We start from the raw sequence: 16073 nt of genomic DNA, 5'->3' as shown, positions 1-16073 counted from the left end.
GAATCGCACCGGGTGCCGCCCCAGGGGACGACTCCCTTACGCCGTCCGTCCTTGTGCCGGTCATGGTAGCCGCACCCCGCCCGTCACCACACCCTGTCACCGCGATGTCACTGTGCACATAGCGAAAACGCGGTCGAAGACCAGAAGGTTCCCCGGAATCCGCTCACTCACACCCGTCCGGGCACAGTCCGCGGACGGATTCCGGCACGCCCTTCCCCGCCCGGTCACTCTCCGCGCATCCAGTTCTCCATCACCGACAGCAGATGGTCGGAGTCGACCGGCTTGGTCACATAGTCGGAGGCTCCGCAGTCGATCGCCTTCTCACGGTCGCCCTTCATGGCCTTGGCGGTCAGCGCGACGATCGGCAGCCCCGCGAACTGCGGCATCCGGCGGATCGCCGTGGTCGTCGCGTAGCCGTCCATCTCGGGCATCATGATGTCCATCAGAACGATCGTCACATCGTCGTGCTGCTCCAGGACTTCGATGCCCTCGCGCCCGTTCTCCGCGTACAGCACCGACAGTCCGTGCTGCTCCAGCACGCTGGTGAGGGCAAAGACGTTGCGGATGTCGTCGTCGACGATCAGCACCTTCTCCCCGTGGAAGCGGAACGTCCGGCGGGGCTCCGGCTCCTCCTGCGCGCTCTGCACCCACTCCTCGGGCGCGGCCGTGTCCTCGCCGGACCGGCCGTTCGCAAGGGCGGGACGCTGCGCAGCTCCGCCCAGGGCCTTCCGCCGGCGCCTGAACACCCCTGCGGAGTTGGCGGGATCACCCAGGCGCTGCTCTGTGCCTGCGCCCTGCGGAGCCTCCAGGTGCAGGACACCCTCGGCAGAACTCGCGTGGACCTCGATGGGACCCGGCCCCATCTGCGGGTAGCCCTGCGGAGGCAGCTCGCTCGGGTGCAGGGGCAGATACAGCGTGAAGGTCGATCCGCGTCCCGGTTCGCTCGCCGCGTGGATCTCGCCGCCCAGCAGGCGGGCGATCTCCCGGCTGATGGAGAGACCGAGGCCGGTTCCCCCGTACTTGCGGCTGGTCGTACCGTCCGCCTGCTTGAACGCCTCGAAGATCACCAGCATCTTGCTGGACGCGATGCCGATTCCGGTGTCGGTCACCGAGAACGCGATCAGGTCGCCGTCGGCGTCGCGCAGCGATCCGGCCTCCAGCAGGTGTTCCCTGATGGCGTTCGGCACGTCGGCTCCGGCCGGCCGGATGACCAGCTCCACGGCACCGCTGTCGGTGAACTTCACCGCGTTGGAAAGAAGGTTGCGCAGGACCTGCAGCAGCCGCTGCTCGTCCGTGTGCAGTGTGGCGGGCAGCTCCGGGGACACCCGTACGGAGAAGTCGAGCCCCTTCTCCGCGGTGAGCGGCCGGAACGTCGCCTCCACGTAGTCGACCAGCTGCACCAGGGCGATCCGGGTCGGGCTGACGTCCATCTTGCCCGCCTCGACCTTGGACAGGTCGAGGATGTCGTTGATCAGCTGGAGCAGGTCGGAACCCGCCCCGTGGATCGTCTCGGCGAACTCCACCTGCTTCGGGGAGAGATTGCCCTCGGCGTTGTCCGCGAGCAGCTTGGCCAGGATGAGCAGGGAGTTGAGCGGCGTACGCAGCTCGTGCGACATGTTGGCCAGGAACTCGGACTTGTAGCGCATCGACACGGCGAGCTGCTCGGCGCGCTCCTCCAGGACCTGCCGTGCCTCCTCGATCTCGGTGTTCTTCACCTCGATGTCGCGGTTCTGCTGAGCGAGCAGTTCGGCCTTCTCCTCCAGCTCGGCGTTGGAGGCCTGCAGCGCCTTCTGCCGGTTCTCGAGCTCCTGCGAACGGTCGCGCAGCTGCTCGGTGAGCTCCTGGGACTGTTCGAGGAGTTTCTCGGTCTTGGTGTTGACGCTGATGGTGTTGACGCTCGTGGCGATCATCTCGGCGAGCTGGTTGAGGAAGTCGCGCTGGATGTGGGTGAACGGCTGGAACGACGCCAGTTCGATGACCCCGAGCACCTGGCCCTCGAAGAGCACCGGAAGCACGATCACATGCGCCGGCGGCGCCTCGCCGAGCCCGGAGGAGATCTTCAGATAACCCGGCGGCACGTTGTCCACCTGGATCGTCCGCTTCTCCTCGGCCGCCGTGCCGATGAGGGTCTCACCGGGCCGGAACGAAGTCGGCATGGAGCCCGCCGAATAGCCGTAACTGCCGCGCATGCGCAGCTCGTACGAGCTCTCCTTACCGGTGTCGGACCCGACCTCGTCGCCGTCGCCGGTGGTCATGGCGAGGAAGAACGCGCCGTGCTGGGCGGAGACGACCGGCGTCAGCTCGCTCATGATGAGCGAAGCGACGTCATCCAGGTCGCGGCGGCCCTGCATCAGACCGGAGATCCGGGCGAGGTTGCCCTTGAGCCAGTCCTGCTCCTTGTTGGCCAGCGTGGTGTCGCGCAGATTGGCGATCATCGTATTGATGTTGTCCTGGAGCACCTGGATCTCGCCGGCCGCGTCGACGTCGATCTTGAGGTTGAGATCGCCGCGGGTCACAGCGGTGGCGACGGCCGCGATGGCGCGCACCTGACGGGTCAGGTTCCCGGCCATCTCGTTCACCGACTCGGTGAGGTCGCGCCAGGTCCCGTCGACGTCCCGGACCCGGGCCTGTCCACCCAGCTGTCCCTCGGTGCCCACCTCGCGGGCCACCCGCGTCACCTGCTCGGCGAACGAGGAGAGCTGGTCGACCATCGTGTTGATGGTGTTCTTCAGCTCCTGGATCTCACCGCGCGCATCGATGTCGATCTTCTTGGTGAGATCGCCCTTGGCGATGGCCGTGGTCACCGTGGCGATCTGGCGAACCTGACCGGTCAGGTTCGACGCCATCGAGTTCACGGACTCGGTGAGGTCCTTCCAGGTGCCCGAGACACCCGGTACTCGCGCCTGGCCTCCCAGTTCTCCCTCCGTGCCCACCTCACGGGCCACCCTGGTCACCTCGTCGGCGAACGACGACAGTGTCGTCACCATCGTGTTGACGGTGTCGGCGAGCTCGGCGACCTCGCCGCGCGCCTCGACCGTCACCTTCTTCGTGAGGTCTCCGTTGGCGACCGCGGAGGAGACCCTGGAGATGTTGCGCACCTGACTGGTCAGGTTGTTGGCCATCAGGTTGACGTTCTCGCTGAGGTCCTTCCAGATGCCCGTGGCGCCCCGCACCCGGGCCTGGCCGCCGAGGATGCCCTCGGTGCCCACCTCACGGGCGACCCTGGTCACCTCGTCACCGAAGTTCATCAGCTGGTCGACCATCGTGTTGACGGTCGTGACCAGTTCGAGGATCTCGCCCTTGGCGTCGACGGTGATCTTCTTGGAGAGATCACCCTTGGCCACCGCTGTGGTCACCTCTGCGATGTTGCGCACCTGGAGGGTCAGGTTGTTCGCCATGCCGTTGACGGACTGGGTGAGGTCCTTCCACGTACCGGAGACGCCCTGCACCTCCGCCTGCCCGCCGAGAATGCCCTCCGTGCCCACCTCACGGGCGACCCGGGTCACCTGCTCCGCGAAGTTCGAGAGCTGGTCGACCATGGTGTTGAGGGTGTTCTTCAGCTCCAGGATCTCGCCCCGGGCGTCCACGTCGATCTTCTGCGACAGGTCACCCCTGGCCACCGCCGTCGCGACCTGGGCGATGTTGCGGACCTGGGCGGTGAGGTTGCCCGCCATGCCGTTCACCGAGTCGGTCAGGTCTCGCCACACGCCGGCCACACCGGGCACCTGCGCCTGGCCGCCGAGACGGCCGTCCGTGCCCACCTCGCGGGCCACCCGGGTCACCTGGTCGGCGAACGCGGAGAGCTGGTCGACCATCGTGTTGATGGTGTTCTTCAGCTCCAGGATCTCGCCCCGGGCATCCACGTCGATCTTCTGCGACAGGTCACCCCGAGCCACCGCCGTGGTCACCTGGGCGATCTGGCGCACCTGGGAGGTCAGGTTCCCGGCCATGAAGTTGACGGAGTCGGTGAGCTCCTTCCACGTGCCGGAGACTCCGTCGACGCGCGCCTGACCGCCCAGACGTCCCTCCGTGCCCACGTCCCTGGCCATCCTCGTGACCTGGTCGGCGAAGTTGGACAGCTGCGCCACCATCGTGTTGACGGTGTTCTTCAGCTCCAGCATCTCGCCGGCCACGTCGACGGTGACCTTCTGCGACAGATCGCCGTTGGCGACGGCCGTCGTCACCTGTGCGATGTCGCGCACCTGGCCAGTCAGGTTGCGGAACGCGGTGTTCACCGAATCGGTGAGGTCCTTCCACGTACCCGCCGCCCCCGGCACCTCGGCCTGACCGCCGAGCCGGCCTTCGACACCGACCTCCCGGGCGACGCGGGTCACTTCCGAGCCGAAGGCCTGGAGCTGGTCCACCATCGTGTTGACGGTGTTCTTCAGCTCCAGCATCTCGCCGGCCACATCGACGGTGACCTTCTGCGTCATGTCACCACTGGCCACCGCCGTGGTCACCTGCGCGATGTCGCGCACCTGCGTCGTCAGGTTGCGGAAGACCGTGTTCACCGAATCGGTGAGGTCCTTCCAGGTGCCCGCGGCACCAGGCACCTGGGCCTGCCCGCCGAGCAGACCCTCGCCGCCGACCTCGCTCGCCACGCGCGTCACTTCGTCGGCGAAGGTACGCAGCGTCTCGGTCATCTGGTTGATCGTCTCGGCGAGCTGCGCGACCTCACCACGGGCGCTCACCGTCACCTTCTGGGACAGGTCGCCGTTGGCCACGGCCGTCGTCACCTCGGCGATGCCGCGTACCTGTGACGTGAGGTTCCCGGCCATCGTGTTGACGGAGTCGGTGAGGTCCTTCCAGACCCCTGCCACTCCGGGAACCGTCGCCTGCCCGCCCAGCTCACCCTCGGTTCCCACCTCACGGGCGACCCGGGTCACCTCGGAGGAGAACGACGACAGCTGGTCCACCATCGTGTTGACGGTGTTCTTCAGCTGGAGCATCTCGCCGGCCACATGGACGGTGACCTTCCGTGACAGGTCTCCCTTGGCCACGGCCGTCGTCACCAGGGCGATGTCACGCACCTGTGCGGTGAGCCGGTAGGCCATGGTGTTCACGGAGTCCGTGAGGTCCTTCCACGACCCGGACATGCCGCGAACCTGGGCCTGCCCGCCCAGCTTGCCCTCCGTGCCCACCTCGACCGCGACCCTCGTCACCTGTTCGGTGAAGGCGGACAGCTGGTCGACCAGGTTGTTGACCGTGCGGGCGACCTTCAGGAACTCCCCGCGCAGCGGGCGTACGGTCTCGTCCGCCGCGTGGGTACGCAGTTCCATCCGCTGCTCGAGATCACCGTCCGCGACCGCGGAGAGTACGCGTCCGACTTCGGAGACCGGTCGCGCCAAGTCGTCGACGAGCTCGTTGGAGGCGTCGATCGCGGCCGCCCAGGAGCCCTCGCAGGCGCCGGTCTCCAGGCGCTCGGTGAGCTTCCCCTCACGCCCGACCACGCGCCGCACACGGGCGAGCTCGCCCGTGAGGTGCAGATTGCGGTCGGCCACCTCGTTGAAGACCGCGGCGATCTCAGTCAGTACGCCGTCGCCGGAGACGGTGAGCCGCCTGCGGAAGTTGCCGTCACGCATCGCCACGAGGGCCGCGAGCAGTCTGTTCAGAGCTGCCGCGTCCACATCGACGGTTCCATTGCGCTGCTTTTTCACGGACTGCCCGCCTTTTGTGCGCGTTCCTGAACCCCGCGCCGCCACGCCAGACTCCACCGTGTCCCTCCCGCAGGGGTTGACCGTATCGCTCGGGCCGTTGTCGGAAGCTTGCCCACTTCCACTTTGGCTCACCGCCACAGCACACCGTCAACGGGTGACTATGCGGTCGTCAAATCGTTGAAACGTACCAGGCCGGAACGGGAGGGCGGGGAAAGTCTCATGGTCATCCCATTTCTCTCACCCGGGGACCCAGAATCGTGCGCCCGGCGCACAACCGCCGGGTCACCCGCGCACCCAAGTCCGCCCTCGTGTACCCGCGACACCTGGGGAGCGTCTAGCCTGGCAGGCGAATCGAAGCGGCGAAATACGGGCACAGGACTCGGGGAAGCGACGAGACACCATATGGGGAGTGCTGTGATCACCGCGCGCGCGGCTGCCACCTTCGATCCGGTCGGACGCTCGGTCGCGACCGCCCGCGCGTTCGTCCGCGACACCCTTCAGGGGTGGGGCTACACCGACGTCGTCGACGACGCCGTCGTTCTTACCAGTGAACTCGTGACCAATGCGGTCGTGCACGCGGGCACGGCCGCCGACGTGCTCTGTCTGCGGACCGAGGACGGCGTCCGCGTCGAGGTCTCCGACCACTACCCGGAGCGGGAGGTCCCGCTCCAGAGCTCCGGCCTCGACTTCGGCAGCCCGGACCGGGAGGGCGGCCGCGGCCTGCTGCTCTGTGCGGCTCTCGCCACCCGCTGGGGCGTCGAGTACTCACCGACGCACAAGCACGTCTGGTTCCAGCTCGATCTCCCCGAACGTCCCGTCGGTGTCCGCTCGGCGAGCCCGGTCCTGCCCACCGCTCTCCTGCCCGTGGCGGAACAGCGGGTACGGGTGGCCGTCGTGCAGATCGACGGCTCCGGGTCCATCGCCTCGTGGAACGACGACGCGTCCTTCCTCTTCGGGTACGCGTCGGAGAAGATCGACGGCAAGCAGTTCACCGACTTCGTGGCATGGCCGCACACCCCGGGCACCAACACCGGTATCGCCCAGGCGCTGCAGCTGTCCCGGTGGGAGGGCAGCTACGGCATCCGCTGCGCCGACGGCCGCGTCATCCCCGTGTACGCCTCGCACCTCAGGGTCCGCGATGCCGACGGAGAGCCCTCCACGGTCTGCCTCCTCGTGCGCGACCACGAACGAGCCGTGCTCCAGACGCCGGTCCGCGCGCCCGTATCGGACACCTCGGCCGAGAACCGCAGCACGGACCCGTTCGAGATCTTCATCGGCTCCCCGGCCCCCGACGACCTCGACGGGCTGCTGCAGCGAACGGTCGAGCGGGCACGCGACATGCTGGACGCCGACGCCGCGTTCCTGCTGCTGGCCACCGATGACGAGACCGAGCTGGAGGTCCGCGCGACCACCGGGCTTCCCTCGGCCCGGCAGCGCTTCGCACGGGTCCCTGTGGAGGCCGGCACGGGCCGCTACGGCTCCGCGCGCATGCCCGCCGTCCATGAGGACCTCACCGTCGTACCGGGCGCCGTACCGCTGCTCGGTGACACCGGGATGCGCTCGGTCGTGACGGTCCCGCTCAAGGTCGAGGGCCGCCTCACGGGCTCGCTCGGGGTCGCGGCCGAAGCGGCCGGCCGGTACTCCAACGAGGAGGCCCTGCGCCTTCAGTTCGCCGCGGACCGCATCGCGCTGGCTGTCGAGTCGGCCAGGCTGGGCGAGCTGGAACGCCTGCGCCGCGGCTCGCTCTCCTTCCTCGTCGAGGCGTCGGACCTGCTGGCCGGAACACTCGACAGGGACCAGACACTGGCGCTCATGGCACAGATGACCGTGCCTACGCTGGCCACCTGGTGCGCCGTCTACACGATCGCGGACCAGTCCTCGGAGCCGTATCTCTCCTACGTCCTCCACGAGGACGAGGAGCGCATCGACGGCCTCAAGGCCCTGCTCTCCTCCATCGACCCGCCGGACCCCGTCCCGGCCCCTGGCGCACGCCTGTGGCCTGCGCCGACGGAAGCCGGACACCAGGCCGCCCTGCGCACGTCCAAGCGCACCCTGGGCCGGGACGCTCCCCTCAGCATGGGGGCGGCCGCCCGCACCACTCTGGCCACGGCGGCCGCCGTGGGAGGCGAGACCGTGGTCCTGCCGCTGGTTGCCAGGAACCGTGTGATCGGCATGCTCACCCTCGGCAAGCCGTCCGACGAGCACTTCCGCCAGGAGATCCTGGAGCTGGCCGAGGACCTGTCCCGGCGGGCCGCTCTGGCCCTCGACAACGCCCGCCTGTACTCGGAGCGCATGGCCATCAGCCAGTCACTCCAGCGCAGCCTGCTGCCGCCCGGTCTGCCCGATGTGCCCAACGTCGAGATCGAGGTCATCTACCGCGCGGCGGGCGAGGGCAACGAGGTCGGCGGCGACTTCTACGACGTCTTCCCCATCCGCGACGGTGCCTACGGCTTCGCCATCGGTGACGTCTGCGGTACGGGGCCCGAGGCGGCAGCCGTCACCGGCCTCGCCCGGCACGCCCTGCGCCTGCTGGCCCGCGAAGGATTCGGCGGGCCGGCGGTTCTGGAGCGGCTCAACGCCGCCATCCTGGACGAGGGTGCACGCAGCCGCTTCCTCACGCTGCTCTACGGGGAGTTGTGGCCCCAGGAGGACGGGAGCGCCCTCCTGAAGGTGGTCTGCGCTGGTCACCCGCTCCCGCTGCGTCTGCGCCAGGACGGATCCGTGGAGGCAGCCGCCGAGCCCCAGCCGCTCCTGGGAGTCATCGAGGACCTCGAGCTGTACGAGCAGGAGGTCACTCTGGAGCCCGGTGACGTGCTCCTGTGCGTGACGGACGGGGTCACCGAACGCCGCGAGGGGGCGCGCATGCTGGGCGACGACGGGCTGGCCGACGTCCTCGCCATGTGCACGGGTCTGACGGCCGGCGCGGTCGCGGGGCGCATCCTGCGGGCGGTGGAACGCTTCGCCGCGGAGCCTGCGTCCGACGACATGGCGATCCTCGCCATGCGCGTCCCGGAGCCGCAGAGCCTCTGAGGCGTGTCACCTCGGTCGGACGACGCGTTGTTCCGACCGCGCCCGGCACCGGCTGCAAGCTGCGGTGCGGCCTGCCGACCGGCGCGCGCAACGGGTGCCGGGCCGGCGGGGATGGGCACGTCTCGTGTGCCGGGTCCCTACCTGCTGTGCACGATCTGGATCAGGTTGCCGCAGGTGTCGTCCAGAACCGCGGTGGTGACCGGCCCCATCTCCAGGGGCTCCTGGGTGAACCGAACGCCGAGCCCCCGCAGCCGGTCGAACTCCGCGGGTACGTCGTCCACCGCGAAGGACGCCGCAGGGATTCCGTCCTCGACCAGCGCCGCCTTGTACGGCTTCACCGCGGGATGGCCGTCGGGCTCCAGCAGCAGTTCGGTTCCGTCGGGGTCATCGGGTGAGACCACGGTCAGCCACCGGTCCTTCCCCAATGGGACCTCGTTCTTCTTCGCGAAACCCAGTACGTCCGTGTAGAACCGGAGAGCCTTCTCCTGGTCGTCGACGAAGACACTGGAAAGGTGGATCCTCATGCGCTGCTCTCCGGTCCATCAGGCCTGAGCCATCGGGTGACGATGTGCTCGAGCGGTTCGGTGTTCAGGTCGTGGAACTTGTAGCGGCCCTGACGCCTCGATCGGATCAGATCTGCCGACTCCAGGACGGCCAGGTGCTGGCTGATCGCCTGCCGGGACAGCCCCAGACCGTGCTTCGTCACCAGCCGCGCGCAGATCTCGAAAAGCGTCTGGCCGTCCCGGTCGACCAGCTCGTCGAGAATGCGCCGACGGGTGGGGTCTGCCAGGGCCTTGAAGACATCCTCCGCCATGAACGACACCATAGGCAAGCATCGACTTGCCTACCAAGTGGATGTCCACCGGGGCAGCGCCACAGCACCGGAGGCCGCAACGGCTTGTCCGGTCACCCGCCGGCTCCGGCCTGTTTGCCCCTGTCGTGGCCATCCGCGGTCACTCGCTCTCCTGGTAGTTCATGAACCAGTGCGTGTCGAAGTAGCGGGCCATCGTGAACGGGTGGTGCCGGTCGACGAGGATGCGGCAGACGAACTCCGCGGCCGAGCAGTCGAAGGGCACGACCTGGCCGTCGAAGGTACGAACCGTGACAGGCCACCGGTCGGGGTTGATGCCATCGGTACGCCAGCAGTACAGGTCTTCGTGCTCGGTGCCAGCCCAGATGAGCAGGCCGTCGTCCCTGAAGTCGCTCCAGGGCTCCTGGTTCAGGGCGAGGTACGCGTCGAAGGCGCCCTCACCGAACGTCTCCACCATGCGTTTGTAGTCGCCGGGAAGGCGCGTACCCAGACGCGCTTCGATTTGCGCCCACGCGATGTCCGGCCGCTGCGGGGGCATGGTCCAACCGGTGATGCCGATGAGCCGCTCGACCCAGTCCTCGGCCCGGCCCGGTGCCTCCACGGGCTCTACGGCCTGGGGCGCGTGTGTCAGCCGGGGTGCGTTCACCAGAACCGGCCGGACGACGTCTTCCGCGTCCTTGGCGGTCCCGGCACCGATCCACTGATCCCCGTAGGCCCACGCCCGTATCGTCACGCTCCGGCGGCCGAGGAGGCCGAGGAGAGCCGCACCGCTGGATTCGTCAACGGTCGGGTCCCTGAAGCCGTCCAGGACAAGGGTGCGCGGGAGCTCCGTGGCGAGCCGCCAGCGACTCCACAAGCCGGTGCGGGTCGACGTCCAGGGACAGGTACAGAGGCTCGCCCGTGGCGACCAGCCGGGCCATTAGGTCGCTGAGTGCCGATTGCGTGATCTCCATGGCGGACAGTGAAGCGCACCGCACGGACAACGGGCCTCTGCACCAGGGGCGAAACACCCCATTGAGGTCCGCGAACGCAAGAAAGGCTCCCGCCAGCCGGCGGAAGCCTTTCTTTTTACCGAGCCCCAATGCGGAATCGAACCGCAGACCTTCTCCTTACCATGGAGACGCTCTACCGACTGAGCTATTGGGGCCTGCTGCCTTGCGGCAACGAGGTAAAGCATACCCCGAATCCGGGGGTGCTCAGAACCAACGGATCCAGGTTTCTGCCCTCCCCTGCCCAGGTGCTGCGACCGAGCATCGGCCCGGTCGGAACGCCCGGCCGTCATGCCTCCCGGCCGGCCCGGGCTCGCACCCTGTCCGGCTGCAAACGCAGAAAAGCCCCGTGCCACAAGGGCACGGGGCTTTCCCGGAATAATTGTTCGGCGGCGTCCTACTCTCCCACAGGGTCCCCCCTGCAGTACCATCGGCGCTGAAAGGCTTAGCTTCCGGGTTCGGAATGTAACCGGGCGTTTCCCTAACGCAATGACCACCGAAACACTATGAAATTAACCAACACCGGAGAAAAACACGGCCGTTCGTTATTTCAGAACTAACACAGTGGACGCGAGCAACTGAGGACAAGCCCTCGGCCTATTAGTACCAGTCAGCTCCACCCGTTACCGGGCTTCCACATCTGGCCTATCAACCCAGTCGTCTACTGGGAGCCTTAACCACTCAAGGTGGTGGGAATACTCATCTCGAAGCAGGCTTCCCGCTTAGATGCTTTCAGCGGTTATCCTTTCCGAACGTAGCCAACCAGCCATGCCCTTGGCAGGACAACTGGCACACCAGAGGTTCGTCCGTCCCGGTCCTCTCGTACTAGGGACAGCCCTTCTCAATATTCCTACGCGCACAGCGGATAGGGACCGAACTGTCTCACGACGTTCTAAACCCAGCTCGCGTACCGCTTTAATGGGCGAACAGCCCAACCCTTGGGACCGACTCCAGCCCCAGGATGCGACGAGCCGACATCGAGGTGCCAAACCATCCCGTCGATATGGACTCTTGGGGAAGATCAGCCTGTTATCCCCGGGGTACCTTTTATCCGTTGAGCGACAGCGCTTCCACAAGCCACTGCCGGATCACTAGTCCCGACTTTCGTCCCTGCTCGACCCGTCGGTCTCACAGTCAAGCTCCCTTGTGCACTTACACTCAACACCTGATTGCCAACCAGGCTGAGGGAACCTTTGGGCGCCTCCGTTACTCTTTAGGAGGCAACCGCCCCAGTTAAACTACCCATCAGACACTGTCCCTGATCCGGATCACGGACCCAGGTTAGACATCCAGCACGACCAGAGTGGTATTTCAACGACGACTCCACAACCACTGGCGTGGCCGCTTCAAAGTCTCCCACCTATCCTACACAAGCCGAACCGAACACCAATATCAAACTATAGTAAAGGTCCCGGGGTCTTTCCGTCCTGCTGCGCGAAACGAGCATCTTTACTCGTAGTGCAATTTCACCGGGCCTATGGTTGAGACAGTCGAGAAGTCGTTACGCCATTCGTGCAGGTCGGAACTTACCCGACAAGGAATTTCGCTACCTTAGGATGGTTATAGTTACCACCGCCGTTTACTGGCGCTTAAGTTCTCAGCTTCGCACACCCGAAAGTGCACTAACCGGTCCCCTTAACGTTCCAGCACCGGGCAGGCGTCAGTCCGTATACATCGCCTTACGGCTTCGCACGGACCTGTGTTTTTAGTAAACAGTCGCTTCTCGCTGGTCTCTGCGGCCACCCCCAGCTCACCGAGTAAATCGGATCACCAGTGATGGCCCCCCTTCTCCCGAAGTTACGGGGGCATTTTGCCGAGTTCCTTAACCATAGTTCACCCGAACGCCTCGGTATTCTCTACCTGACTACCTGAGTCGGTTTAGGGTACGGGCCGCCATGAAACTCGCTAGAGGCTTTTCTCGACAGCATAGGATCATCCACTTCACCACAATCGGCTCGGCATCAGGTCTCAGCCTTAACGTGTGACGGATTTGCCTACCACACGGCCTACACCCTTACCCCGGGACAACCACCGCCCGGGCTGGACTACCTTCCTGCGTCACCCCATCGCTTACCTAGTACAAGTCTGGTTCGTCGGCTCCACCACTACCCTCAACTCCGAAGAGATCGGGCCGGCTTCACGGACTTAGCATCGCCTGATTCAGTATTGGGCGTTTCAAAGCGGGTACCGGAATATCAACCGGTTGTCCATCGACTACGCCTGTCGGCCTCGCCTTAGGTCCCGACTTACCCTGGGCAGATCAGCTTGACCCAGGAACCCTTAGTCAATCGGCGCACACGTTTCTCACGTGTGTATCGCTACTCATGCCTGCATTCTCACTCGTGAACCGTCCACAACTCGCTTCCGCGGCTGCTTCACCCGGCACACGACGCTCCCCTACCCATCCATACTCCCGTTGGGGATATGTGTATGAATGACACGACTTCGGCGGTACGCTTGAGCCCCGCTACATTGTCGGCGCGGAATCACTTGACCAGTGAGCTATTACGCACTCTTTCAAGGGTGGCTGCTTCTAAGCCAACCTCCTGGTTGTCTCTGCGACTCCACATCCTTTCCCACTTAGCGTACGCTTAGGGGCCTTAGTCGATGCTCTGGGCTGTTTCCCTCTCGACCATGGAGCTTATCCCCCACAGTCTCACTGCCGCGCTCTCACTTACCGGCATTCGGAGTTTGGCTAAGGTCAGTAACCCGGTAGGGCCCATCGCCTATCCAGTGCTCTACCTCCGGCAAGAAACACACGACGCTGCACCTAAATGCATTTCGGGGAGAACCAGCTATCACGGAGTTTGATTGGCCTTTCACCCCTAACCACAGGTCATCCCCCAGGTTTTCAACCCTGGTGGGTTCGGTCCTCCACGAAGTCTTACCTCCGCTTCAACCTGCCCATGGCTAGATCACTCCGCTTCGGGTCTAGAGCGTGCAACTCAATCGCCCTATTCGGACTCGCTTTCGCTACGGCTTCCCCACACGGGTTAACCTCGCTACACACCGCTAACTCGCAGGCTCATTCTTCAAAAGGCACGCAGTCACGACTGCATGTGCAAGCACATACAGCGACGCTCCCACGGCTTGTAGGCACACGGTTTCAGGTACTATTTCACTCCGCTCCCGCGGTACTTTTCACCATTCCCTCACGGTACTATCCGCTATCGGTCACCAGGGAATATTTAGGCTTAGCGGGTGGTCCCGCCAGATTCACACGGGATTTCTCGGGCCCCGTGCTACTTGGGTGGTTCTCAAGCAAGCCGTTGATGTTTCAGCTACGGGGGTCTTACCCTCTACGCCGGACCTTTCGCATGTCCTTCGCCTACACCAACGGTTTCTGACTTGCCGACCAATCGGCAGATTGATCAAGAGAACTCCCACAACCCCGTATGCGCAACCCCTGCCGGGTATCACACGCATACGGTTTGGCCTCATCCAGTTTCGCTCGCCACTACTCCCGGAATCACGGTTGTTTTCTCTTCCTGAGGGTACTGAGATGTTTCACTTCCCCTCGTTCCCTCCACACTGCCTATGTGTTCAGCAGCGGGTGACAGCCCATGACGACTGCCGGGTTTCCCCATTCGGAAACCCCCGGATCAAAGCTTGGTTGACAGCTCCCCGGGGACTATCGTGGCCTCCCACGTCCTTCATCGGTTCCTGGTGCCAAGGCATCCACCGTGCGCCCTTAAAAACTTGGCCACAGATGCTCGCGTCCACTGTGCAGTTCTCAAACAACGACCAGCCACCCATCACCCCACCCTTACAGGTGAGTGCACTGGGGCCGGCAACCAAAGGAACAGACTCAACGAGCCCGTACCTTCAGATACCCAACAGCGTGCCCGACCCGACCGATCACTCACCACGTTCCACGCCGAAGCAGTACTAGCAATGACCAACCTGTCGTGCCGAATAGTCAACGTTCCACCCATGAGCAACCAGCACCGAACATTCGCCGGTGTACTGGCCTCTGACCAAGCGAACCTGGTAAGAAGTGCTCCTTAGAAAGGAGGTGATCCAGCCGCACCTTCCGGTACGGCTACCTTGTTACGACTTCGTCCCAATCGCCAGTCCCACCTTCGACAGCTCCCTCCCACAAGGGGTTGGGCCACCGGCTTCGGGTGTTACCGACTTTCGTGACGTGACGGGCGGTGTGTACAAGGCCCGGGAACGTATTCACCGCAGCAATGCTGATCTGCGATTACTAGCAACTCCGACTTCATGGGGTCGAGTTGCAGACCCCAATCCGAACTGAGACCGGCTTTTTGAGATTCGCTCCGCCTCGCGGCATCGCAGCTCATTGTACCGGCCATTGTAGCACGTGTGCAGCCCAAGACATAAGGGGCATGATGACTTGACGTCGTCCCCACCTTCCTCCGAGTTGACCCCGGCAGTCTCCTGTGAGTCCCCATCACCCCGAAGGGCATGCTGGCAACACAGAACAAGGGTTGCGCTCGTTGCGGGACTTAACCCAACATCTCACGACACGAGCTGACGACAGCCATGCACCACCTGTATACCGACCACAAGGGGGGCACCATCTCTGATGCTTTCCGGTATATGTCAAGCCTTGGTAAGGTTCTTCGCGTTGCGTCGAATTAAGCCACATGCTCCGCTGCTTGTGCGGGCCCCCGTCAATTCCTTTGAGTTTTAGCCTTGCGGCCGTACTCCCCAGGCGGGGAACTTAATGCGTTAGCTGCGGCACCGACGACGTGGAATGTCGCCAACACCTAGTTCCCAACGTTTACGGCGTGGACTACCAGGGTATCTAATCCTGTTCGCTCCCCACGCTTTCGCTCCTCAGCGTCAGTAATGGCCCAGAGATCCGCCTTCGCCACCGGTGTTCCTCCTGATATCTGCGCATTTCACCGCTACACCAGGAATTCCGATCTCCCCTACCACACTCTAGCTAGCCCGTATCGAATGCAGACTCGGGGTTAAGCCCCGAGCTTTCACATCCGACGTGACAAGCCGCCTACGAGCTCTTTACGCCCAATAATTCCGGACAACGCTTGCGCCCTACGTATTACCGCGGCTGCTGGCACGTAGTTAGCCGGCGCTTCTTCTGCAGGTACCGTCACTTTCGCTTCTTCCCTGCTGAAAGAGGTTTACAACCCGAAGGCCGTCATCCCTCACGCGGCGTCGCTGCATCAGGCTTTCGCCCATTGTGCAATATTCCCCACTGCTGCCTCCCGTAGGAGTCTGGGCCGTGTCTCAGTCCCAGTGTGGCCGGTCGCCCTCTCAGGCCGGCTACCCGTCGTCGCCTTGGTAGGCCATTACCCCACCAACAAGCTGATAGGCCGCGGGCTCATCCTTCACCGCCGGAGCTTTTAACCCCGTCCCATGAGGGACAGAGTGTTATCCGGTATTAGACCCCGTTTCCAGGGCTTGTCCCAGAGTGAAGGGCAGATTGCCCACGTGTTACTCACCCGTTCGCCACTAATCCACCCCGAAGGGCTTCATCGTTCGACTTGCATGTGTTAAGCACGCCGCCAGCGTTCGTCCTGAGCCAGGATCAAACTCTCCGTGAATGTTTTCCCGTAATCGGGATCACAACACGAGAGCGGAACAACCAGGTCGGAA

General features: G+C 64.5%; 5 protein-coding genes, 1 tRNA gene and 3 rRNA genes. 1 reads left to right on the top strand and 8 read right to left on the bottom strand.

All coding sequences use genetic code 11. From position 1 onward, the window contains the following. Positions 1-224: 224 nt before the first annotated feature. Positions 225-5657, bottom strand: coding sequence for a HAMP domain-containing protein (locus HED23_RS08595; protein WP_203182809.1), 5433 nt, complete (start codon positions 5655-5657; stop codon positions 225-227). A 414-nt stretch (positions 5658-6071) separates the two neighbouring features. Between HED23_RS08595 and HED23_RS08590 the strand changes: the two genes are divergently transcribed. Next, positions 6072-8687, top strand: a complete 2616-nt coding sequence (locus HED23_RS08590; RefSeq protein ID WP_203182808.1) for a SpoIIE family protein phosphatase — start codon at positions 6072-6074, stop codon at positions 8685-8687. Between the two features lie 137 nt (positions 8688-8824). Here the strand turns inward: HED23_RS08590 and HED23_RS08585 are convergent, their stop codons facing one another. The 7 genes from HED23_RS08585 to HED23_RS08555 form a co-directional block, all read right to left on the bottom strand. Beyond that, positions 8825-9211, bottom strand: a complete 387-nt coding sequence (locus HED23_RS08585; RefSeq protein ID WP_203182807.1) for a VOC family protein — start codon at positions 9209-9211, stop codon at positions 8825-8827. After that, entirely contained in the window at positions 9208-9501 is a 294-nt protein-coding gene (locus HED23_RS08580; protein ID WP_203182806.1) for an ArsR/SmtB family transcription factor, read from the bottom strand. The genes HED23_RS08585 and HED23_RS08580 overlap by 4 nt, the downstream gene beginning before the upstream one ends. Positions 9502-9640: 139 nt before the next feature. Further along, the gene (locus HED23_RS08575; protein ID WP_238441876.1) at positions 9641-10354 is read right to left on the bottom strand and encodes an SMI1/KNR4 family protein; all 714 of its coding nucleotides are present in this window, start codon (positions 10352-10354) and stop codon (positions 9641-9643) included. 218 nt (positions 10355-10572) lie between these two features. Beyond that, positions 10573-10645: transfer RNA gene (locus HED23_RS08570), tRNA-Thr, on the bottom strand. A gap of 226 nt (positions 10646-10871) precedes the next feature. After that, positions 10872-10988 (bottom strand): 5S ribosomal RNA (gene rrf, locus HED23_RS08565). A gap of 79 nt (positions 10989-11067) precedes the next feature. Beyond that, positions 11068-14192 (bottom strand): 23S ribosomal RNA (locus HED23_RS08560). A 303-nt stretch (positions 14193-14495) separates the two neighbouring features. After that, positions 14496-16021: ribosomal RNA gene (locus tag HED23_RS08555) — 16S ribosomal RNA — on the bottom strand. Together the 16S, 23S and 5S rRNA genes with 1 tRNA gene alongside form the textbook arrangement of a ribosomal RNA operon. Positions 16022-16073: the final 52 nt, after the last annotated feature.

The organism is Streptomyces pratensis, assembly GCF_016804005.1.
In the GTDB taxonomy this organism is placed as follows: domain Bacteria; phylum Actinomycetota; class Actinomycetes; order Streptomycetales; family Streptomycetaceae; genus Streptomyces; species Streptomyces pratensis_A.
Note: the sequence above shows the minus strand (reverse complement) of the source record. Positions and strands in the feature narration are given on the sequence as shown.